Source organism: Streptomyces europaeiscabiei, assembly GCF_001550375.1.
Classification (GTDB): domain Bacteria; phylum Actinomycetota; class Actinomycetes; order Streptomycetales; family Streptomycetaceae; genus Streptomyces; species Streptomyces europaeiscabiei.
Genome location: NZ_LRTR01000774.1, coordinates 1 through 7352 on the forward strand (window position 1 = coordinate 1; position 7352 = coordinate 7352).

Annotated in this window: 7 protein-coding genes and 1 pseudogene; 1 reads left to right on the top strand and 7 read right to left on the bottom strand. The window is 69.7% G+C overall.

The genetic code is table 11. The features are described from left to right. The 5 genes from AWZ10_RS56005 to AWZ10_RS37940 all read right to left on the bottom strand — a co-directional run. On the bottom strand, positions 1-293 hold a 293-nt coding region (locus AWZ10_RS56005), incomplete at its 3' end, for a zinc ribbon domain-containing protein (RefSeq protein ID WP_425264528.1). A 182-nt stretch (positions 294-475) separates the two neighbouring features. Further along, complete coding sequence (locus AWZ10_RS37925) at positions 476-1174, bottom strand: demethylmenaquinone methyltransferase (RefSeq protein WP_046705865.1); 699 nt, start codon at positions 1172-1174, stop codon at positions 476-478. A 56-nt stretch (positions 1175-1230) separates the two neighbouring features. Then, entirely contained in the window at positions 1231-2376 is a 1146-nt protein-coding gene (locus AWZ10_RS37930; protein WP_060893286.1) for an acyltransferase family protein, read from the bottom strand. Further along, positions 2376-4688: a bifunctional polysaccharide deacetylase/glycosyltransferase family 2 protein gene (locus tag AWZ10_RS37935; protein ID WP_060893287.1), complete on the bottom strand. Its 2313-nt coding sequence runs from the start codon at positions 4686-4688 to the stop codon at positions 2376-2378. Before AWZ10_RS37935 ends, AWZ10_RS37930 begins: the two co-directional genes overlap by 1 nt. A 17-nt stretch (positions 4689-4705) precedes the next feature. Then, positions 4706-5182, bottom strand: coding sequence for a hypothetical protein (locus AWZ10_RS37940; RefSeq protein ID WP_079104605.1), 477 nt, complete (start codon positions 5180-5182; stop codon positions 4706-4708). Positions 5183-5465: 283 nt separating this feature from the next. Here AWZ10_RS37940 and AWZ10_RS37945 point away from each other — a divergent pair, with 283 nt between their 5' ends. Further along, a complete protein-coding gene (locus AWZ10_RS37945) occupies positions 5466-6503 on the top strand; it encodes a chitinase (protein WP_060893289.1) in 1038 nt (345 codons plus the stop codon). A gap of 111 nt (positions 6504-6614) precedes the next feature. Here the strand turns inward: AWZ10_RS37945 and AWZ10_RS37950 are convergent, their stop codons facing one another. Together AWZ10_RS37950 and AWZ10_RS37955 are read right to left on the bottom strand one after the other, a co-directional pair. Beyond that, positions 6615-7070, bottom strand: a complete 456-nt coding sequence (locus AWZ10_RS37950) for an imidazolonepropionase-like domain-containing protein (protein ID WP_060890968.1) — start codon at positions 7068-7070, stop codon at positions 6615-6617. A gap of 7 nt (positions 7071-7077) precedes the next feature. Next, positions 7078-7352 (bottom strand): annotated as a pseudogene (locus AWZ10_RS37955) (dehypoxanthine futalosine cyclase); the annotation flags it as partial.

Genomic DNA, 7352 nt, shown 5'->3' on the forward strand with positions numbered 1-7352 from the left:
AGAGCCGACGGGGCCGACGGGGCCACGGTCGGTGGAGCCATCGGTGGCGCCATGCCCGGTGGCGCCGTGCCCGGTCCCCCGGGAGGCGGCGTCGTCAGGGGCGTTCCCGGAAACGCGGCGGGCGGAGACACCGGTGGGGCCGTCGGCGGGGGCGGAGCCGCCCCGGACCCCGTGTCGGTCTCGGCCGCCGGAACCGGCAGGCGCTCCCGCCCGCACTTCATGCAGAAGCGCGCCTCGTCGGGGCCGGGTGTTCCGCAGTGGGGGCAGTAGGACGTCATGGAACGCTCCGTCATTCAGAGAACTCGGGCCGTGATGCGACGTGGTCAGATGCGCGCCGGTGTGTCGTGAGACATCACCGGCGCGTACCGACGTATCAACGGACGGTAGTTTCTGTTGACCGGTTCCCGTCAACCGGATTCCCTCGCGGGCATCGCTCGTACGGGTGAACTCAAGGCCCTGCGGGCGGCCTTGAGGGCTACGAGTCGGCCTTGAACCCCCGGTGCAGGGCGACGATCCCGCCCGAGAGGTTCCGCCACGCCACCTTGTCCCAGCCGGCCTTCCGGAGCCGCTCGGCGAGACCCGCCTGGTCGGGCCAGGCGCGGATGGACTCGGCGAGGTAGACGTACGCGTCCGGGTTGGACGACACCGCGCGGGCGACCGGCGGCAGCGCGCGCATCAGGTACTCGGTGTAGACGGTCCGGAACGGCGTCCACGTCGGGTGGGAGAACTCGCAGATCACGACACGGCCGCCGGGCTTGGTCACCCGGTACAGCTCCTGCAGCGCGGTGTCGGTGTCCTGCACGTTCCGCAGGCCGAAGGAGATGGTCACCGCGTCGAAGGTGTCGTCCTTGAACGGCAGCTTCGTGGCGTCGCCCGCGGTGAACGGCAGCCAGGAGGTGCGCTCCTTGCCGACCCGGAGCATGCCGAGGGAGAAGTCGCACGGCACGACGTACGCGCCGGTCTGCGCGAAGGGCAACGACGAGGTGCCCGTGCCGGCCGCGAGATCGAGGATCTTCTGCGCGGGCCGGGCGTCCACCGCCTGCGCGACCTCCTTGCGCCAGCGCCGGTCCTGTCCGAGGGACAGCACGTCGTTGGTCAGGTCGTACCGTTTCGCCACTCGGTCGAACATCGAAGCGACTTCGTGCGGCTGCTTGTCCAGGGATGCGCGGGTCACCGACCCATTGTGGCAGTAAGGACCGGACGCCCACGCGGCGCCCGGCCCGCACCGGGTCACGGCAGCAGTTTCGGCTTCCTCCTCGCCGCCACGTCCTCCACCCAGCCGCAGAGCAGGACGAACACGCCGATCAGCAGCCAGCCGATGCCGAACATGAACCACTGGCTCTCCAGCGGCAGGTACTTCTCGAACGCGGGGACGTTCCAGAACCGGTCGATCAGCGGGACGGCGAGGATCAGGGCGATCTCGTGCCACAGGTAGATCGTCACCGCGCGGGAGTTGAAGATCGTGACGATCCGGTCGAGGCGGGGGAAGCTGCTCAGTCCGGCGAGGTCGACCTTGCAGTACGCCTTCGCGTACAGCAGGAGCGTCACGAAGCCGGCGGAGAAGAACGCCTGGGCGAGGGGGATGTCGTCGAGGTCGTACGAGCCGGTCTCCTCCTGGTGGCTGAAGGCGTACCAGGCGCCGAAGCCGAGGGCGGCGAGGGAGAGGACCGTGACCGCGAACGGCTTCAGCCGCGCCAGGACGCCGTCGCGGTGGGCGAAGCCCAGCATCCAGCAGAAGAGGAAGGTGGCCAGGTCGGTCAGGGCGCTGCCGAGGCGGTCGTCCGGGGGTTCCCGGAGGAAGTGGAACACCAGGATCGGCGACAGGGACAGCAGGAGGACCGGGACCGGGGCCAGCCGGAACAGCTTCAGCAGGAGCGGGGAGAGCAGGACGAACCAGAGGTAGGTGCGCAGGTACCAGAGGATCTCCCAGGCCTGTTCGCCCCAGGCGTTGCCCGGAGGGTCGCCCAGGGGGACGACCCAGAAGACGATCTGCCAGCCGGGCATCCAGCCGTGGATCAGCATGGCGACGACCACGAAGAGGCCCCAGAACCAGAAGGGGGGCAGGAGCCGCCGGAAGCGACTCCTGATGACCCCGGGTGCGGGGCGGTCCAGGGACTTCGCCATGAGGGTGCCGGCGAGGGCGAACATGACGCCCATGGAGGGGAAGACCATGCCGGCCCAGGGCCAGCCGAAGGTGTGGTACGTGACGACTCGGATCAGGGCGAGGGCGCGGAGGGTGTCGAAGTACCGGTCGCGCACCTGGGCCTTGGCCGCACCGGTGGCCGGCACCGCTGCCGGCTGTGGATTGCCCACGGCAGTAGCGGTAGCGGTCACAGCCGGCGCCTCAGCCACCGTCCCCCTCCTGTGCGAGCCCATCAGCTCACCCCCGCCGGTGTGCCGACCTCGCCCGTGCGCTTCAGCTTCTGCCACCTCAGGCGGCCGCCCGTCAGGGCGGTGATGCAGGAGTGGATGAGGACCAGGTACATCATCTGGCGGTAGGCGAGCTGCTGGAGCGGCAGCATCAACAGGTACCGGTACTTCTCCTTGTCCAGCTTGAAGGCGTAGGCCGCGCAGACGAGTTGGACGCCCAGGACCGCCAGCCACGCCAGCAGGGACGCCTGGAAGTCGACGAAGATCATCGCGTAGACGGTGAAGACGTCGATGAGCGGCGCGAAGACCGGGGTGATGACCTGGAAGATGACGACCAGCGGCATGCCGACGCGGCCGAAACGGCCCGACGGACCCGTGTCCGTCAGGGACTTGCGGTGCTTCCAGAGGGCCTGCATGGTGCCGTACGACCAGCGGTAACGCTGTGACCAGAGCTGTTTGAGCGAGCCGGGGGCCTCGGTCCAGGCGCGGGCGTGCTCCTCGTAGACGACGCGCCGGCCGGCGCGGTGCATGGCGATGGTGATGTCGGTGTCCTCGGCGAGGGTGTCCTCGCTCATGCCGCCCACTTCCAGCACGGCGTCACGGCGGAAGGCGCCGATCGCGCCCGGGATGGTGGGCATGCAGCGCAGCAGGTCGTACATGCGGCGGTCGAGGTTGAAGCCCATCACGTACTCGATGTGCTGCCAGGCGCCGATCATGGTGTCGCGGTTGCCGACCTTGGCGTTGCCCGCGACCGCGCCGACGCTCGGGTCGGCGAACGGCTGCACGAGCCTGGCGACGGTGTCGGGCTCGAAGACCGTGTCGCCGTCCATCATCACGACGATGTCGTGACTGGCGTTGCGTACACCGTTGTTGAGGGCGGCGGGTTTGCCCGCGTTCTCCTGGCGGATGACCCGGACGTTGGGGTGTCCGAGCGCCTCGGCGATCTCCTTGGTGCCGTCCGTGGAGCCGTCGTCGACGACGATGATCTCGATGGGGTGGGTGCTCCGGGCGAGGGAGTGCAGCGTGTTGGCTATGCACTCCTTCTCGTTGTACGCGGGCACGACGACGGTCACCGGGCCGGTGACCGGTGGCCCCCAGCTGAAGCGGCGTCTGTTCCGCTCGCGGAAGTGGCGCCGGGCGAGGACGAGCATCAGCCCGAAGCGGCCCATGACCGCGACGCCGACGACCATCAGGCCGACCGAGAGGGTCGGCACGGCGTACTCGGCGACGTACACGGCCGCGACGAGCGCCTTGCCCTCGTAGAGGGTGGCGCCGGTGGCGGTGCGGTGGGCCGCCTGGGCGTCCGAGGAGCCCGGGGTGCCCTGCCCGTTGGCGGCGGCGCCGCCCTGTGCCCCGTCCTGCGCACCGGTCCCGGGGGCGCCGCCGGGGGCACCGTTGTTCTGGTTGTTCTGGTTGTTCTGGCCGTTCCCGGCGTCGTTCTTCTGCAGGGCCCCGCTGACGGTGGTGAAGGTGTAGCCCTTGGCCTTCATCTTCTCGATGTACGTGCCGAGCGCCTTGACCGTCTGGGAGCGGTCGCCGCCCGCGTCGTGCATGAGGACCGAGGCGCCCTCGCCGTCGTCCGGCGTGGCCCACTTGATGATCTTCTTGACGCCGGGCCGCTTCCAGTCGTCGCTGTCGGTGTCGACGAAGACGCTGGTGTAGCCCTCCTCACCGAGCTTCTGGTAGACGGGCCAGCTGTAGTTGTCGATGGCGTCCGTCTCGGAGGAGTACGGGGCGCGGAAGAGCGTCGTCGTGATGCCGGCCGCGCCCGCGAGGGCGAGCTGCGTCTGGGCCATCTCCCGGGTGATGCGGGCGTCGCTCTGGTACGACAGGTCGACGTGCGTGAAGGTGTGGATACCGATCTCGTGACCGGCCTCGACCATGTCCTCGACGATGGCCGGGTAGCGCGACACCATCGAGCCCACCACGAAGAAGGTCGCGGGGACGTCGTACTTCTTCAGGACGTCGAGGATCTCCGGGGTCCAGGTCGAGTTCGGACCGTCGTCGAAGGTGAGCGCGATGGTCTTGTCCGGCACGGACTGCGTCTGCGCCTGGCCGCCGCGGAAGGTCAGGATGGGCCCGCCGTCGAGGATGTCCTCGGGTACGTCGCCGGAGCCGGCCCCGGTGCGGACGCGCTGGTCGCCGCCGACCTCGGCGCGCAGATAGCCGTCGAGCAGCATCACGCTGGTCAGTCCGAGCAGGAGCAGCAGGGCGAGGATGACGCGGGGTTTCTGCAGGGCGGCGGCCTTGCCGGTGGCGCGTTGGAGCTTGGAGGGGGCTCGTCGGCGGCCGCGGCGCGCGGGTGTGGTCGTGCTCATGGGGTGGTGCGCTCCCGTCAGTTGGCGGACGCGGACGGGGAGGGTACGGCGGTGGGGACGCCGGAGGGCGGGGTGCCGCCGGGGGCGCCCGAGGGGATGCCCTCGGGGGCGATGCCGCCCTGGGGCTGCGGGCCGTTGCCGTTGCCCGGTGCGCCGGACTGGCCGCCTCCTCCGCCTCCGCCGAAGGGGAACAGCTGGGTCGGGGACGCGGAGATGCCCCAGCCCATGAACGCCATGCCGAGCACGACGGCGTAACCGAGGCAGACGACCCCCAGCAGCGTGCCGCAGCGGCGCAGCAGTCTGGCGCGACGCCCGGAGTTGTCGACGAACACGGGGCCCTCTTCTGCCGACCCCTTGCGCTGCTTGCCCTGCTTGCCCTGCTTGCCCTGCTTGCCCTGCTTGCCCTGCTTGCGGCGGCTGCCGCGGGCCGGTGCCGAGGTGATCTCGTACACGGCCTCGGGGGTGAGGTTTTCGTTGGCGGACTCGGATTGCATATCCCCGGACATTAGGCGGCCTTTATTTGACCAATTCCCAGGTTCTCTTGTGAGACTCCCATGAGAAACTCCTTAACCTGTCCGTTTCCTTAGAGAATCCATGAACGACTGCGAAGTCGCCGTGGTTTGCCTTTGAGGGGATACACCCCACCAAAAAGGGCACGTTTGCCCGACTGGCGAACCCTTTGTCGGTCACCGTTCCGTGACCACCCTTCGGCTCTGCAATCTTCAGGAAGCACACATGAAGCACAGCCGACTGTGATTCATTTCCCTCGTGAGCACCGTGAGGAATTCCCTGAAACCGGCCGTCGGGCTGATATGTCTGATGGCCCTGGCCTGCGCGGGCTGCACCTCGAACACCGACGAGTCCGCGTCCACACCCGGCAGCCCGGCGAGTTCGGCCGGCGCGCCGTCGGCCGCCGAGGAGTCGGCGACCGAGGCGACCAGGACGTCCACGACGTACGCGCCGTACGTGGACGCCACCGACGCCTCGGACCTCGACGACGCCGGGTCGGCCGCCGCGTACAACCTGGCGTTCGTGATCGCCGACGGCGACGCGTGCACGCCCGCGTGGAACGGGACGGAGGCGATCGACGACTCGGCGGTGAGGTCCCGGATCTCGGCGCTCACCGACTCCGGCGCGTCGGTGCGGGTCTCCTTCGGCGGCGCCTCGGGCACGGAGCTGGCCCAGGCCTGTGACAGCGCGTCCGAGCTCGCCGCGGCGTACGGCGCGGCGCTCGACGCGGCCGGCTCGACCGAGGCCGACTTCGACGTCGAGGGCGACGCGCTGAAGGACTCCGACTCCGTCGGCCTGCGCTCCGAGGCGATCGCGCTCCTGCAGAAGGACCGCCCCGACCTCTCGGTCTCCTTCACCCTCCCCGTCATGCCGTCCGGCCTCGACGACGACGGCGTCGCCCTGCTCGACTCTGCCAACGACAACGCGGTCCAGGTCGCCACGGTCAACATCATGACCATGAACTACGCCAGTTCGTACGGCGGTGACATGGGCGACTACGCGGAGCAGTCGGCCGAGGCGGCGCACGAGCAGCTGATGGACATCTTCGGCACGAGTGGGTCGACGGCGTGGGGGGCGCTGGCGTTGACCTCGATGCTGGGCGTCAACGACGTCGACAACGAGACGTTCACGCTGGAGGACGCGGCGCAGGTGCGGGAGTTCGCGGAGGAGAAGGGGGTCGCCTGGGTGTCGATGTGGGCGACGTTCCGGGATCAGGAGTGCGGGGACGGGGCGAACGACGAGCTGGTCGACTGCAGTGGGGTCGATCAGGAGAACGGGGCGTTCGGGGAGGCGTTCTCGGGGTGAGCCGGTTCCGGATCCGGGCCGGGGGTTCTGAGCGTTGCGGGCTGCGGGTCGTGGGTGGCTGGTCGCGCAGTTCCCCGCGCCCCTGAAAGCAGGAAACGGCGGCGTTGCCCGTCAGCGGCGGCGGTGGACCAGACGCCCTGCGCACACCGTCGCCATGCACTCGCCGGAGTCGAAGACGGCCAGGTCCGCTCGACCGGTGGCGATGATTGCCGTGGGGCGGGACTTGGGGAGTACGACCACGTCGTTGCGCTGGGCGGCGGCGCGGAGTTCCGGAGTGTTCGCGTGTTCCTCCAGGACCGCGACCGCCCCCGACTTCAGCACCGCGTGGATGCGCTCCCGTGGGGAGGGCGCGTCCGGGAGCGGGCCCTCATGGATGTGGGCGGGGCCCAGCACGCCGGGCCAGTGCCGCACCCGGGCGTCCGGGAACCGTTGCCGGACTTCCGCCAGCGGCCCCACTGCCCGGACCCGGTCGCCCTCCACCACGACGGCGCCGTCCTCGACCGGCTCCGGGTCGTCCCGGTCGTCCCACGTGAGCCGTACCTCGTCGGCGGCGTGAATGGTCAGCATGTGAGCCCTAGTTGGCGTTCAGCAGCTTCAACTCGGGGTGGGCCGTGCCGCCCTCGATGGCCGTCGACGAGATGTGGGACATGACGCGCTCGTCGACGGGGTCGTTCGCCGGGTCGTCGTGGACGACGATGTGCTCGTAGGTCGTGGTCCGCTGGGCGGGGACGCGGCCCGCCTTGCGGATCAGGTCGATGATCTCCATGCGGTTGGAGCGGTGCTTGGCGCCGGCGGAGGAGACGACGTTCTCCTCCAGCATGATCGAGCCGAGGTCGTCCGCGCCGTAGT

Excerpts from the sequence above, each read along its gene's own strand:
- AWZ10_RS37930 (WP_060893286.1), bottom strand. The coding sequence starts at position 2,376 with ATGGGCTCGCACAGGAGGGGGACGGTGGCTGAGGCGCCGGCTGTGACC.
- AWZ10_RS37935 (WP_060893287.1), bottom strand. The coding sequence starts at position 4,688 with ATGAGCACGACCACACCCGCGCGCCGCGGCCGCCGACGAGCCCCCTCC.
- AWZ10_RS37940 (WP_079104605.1), bottom strand. The coding sequence starts at position 5,182 with ATGCAATCCGAGTCCGCCAACGAAAACCTCACCCCCGAGGCCGTGTAC.
- AWZ10_RS37950 (WP_060890968.1), bottom strand. The coding sequence starts at position 7,070 with ATGCTGACCATTCACGCCGCCGACGAGGTACGGCTCACGTGGGACGAC.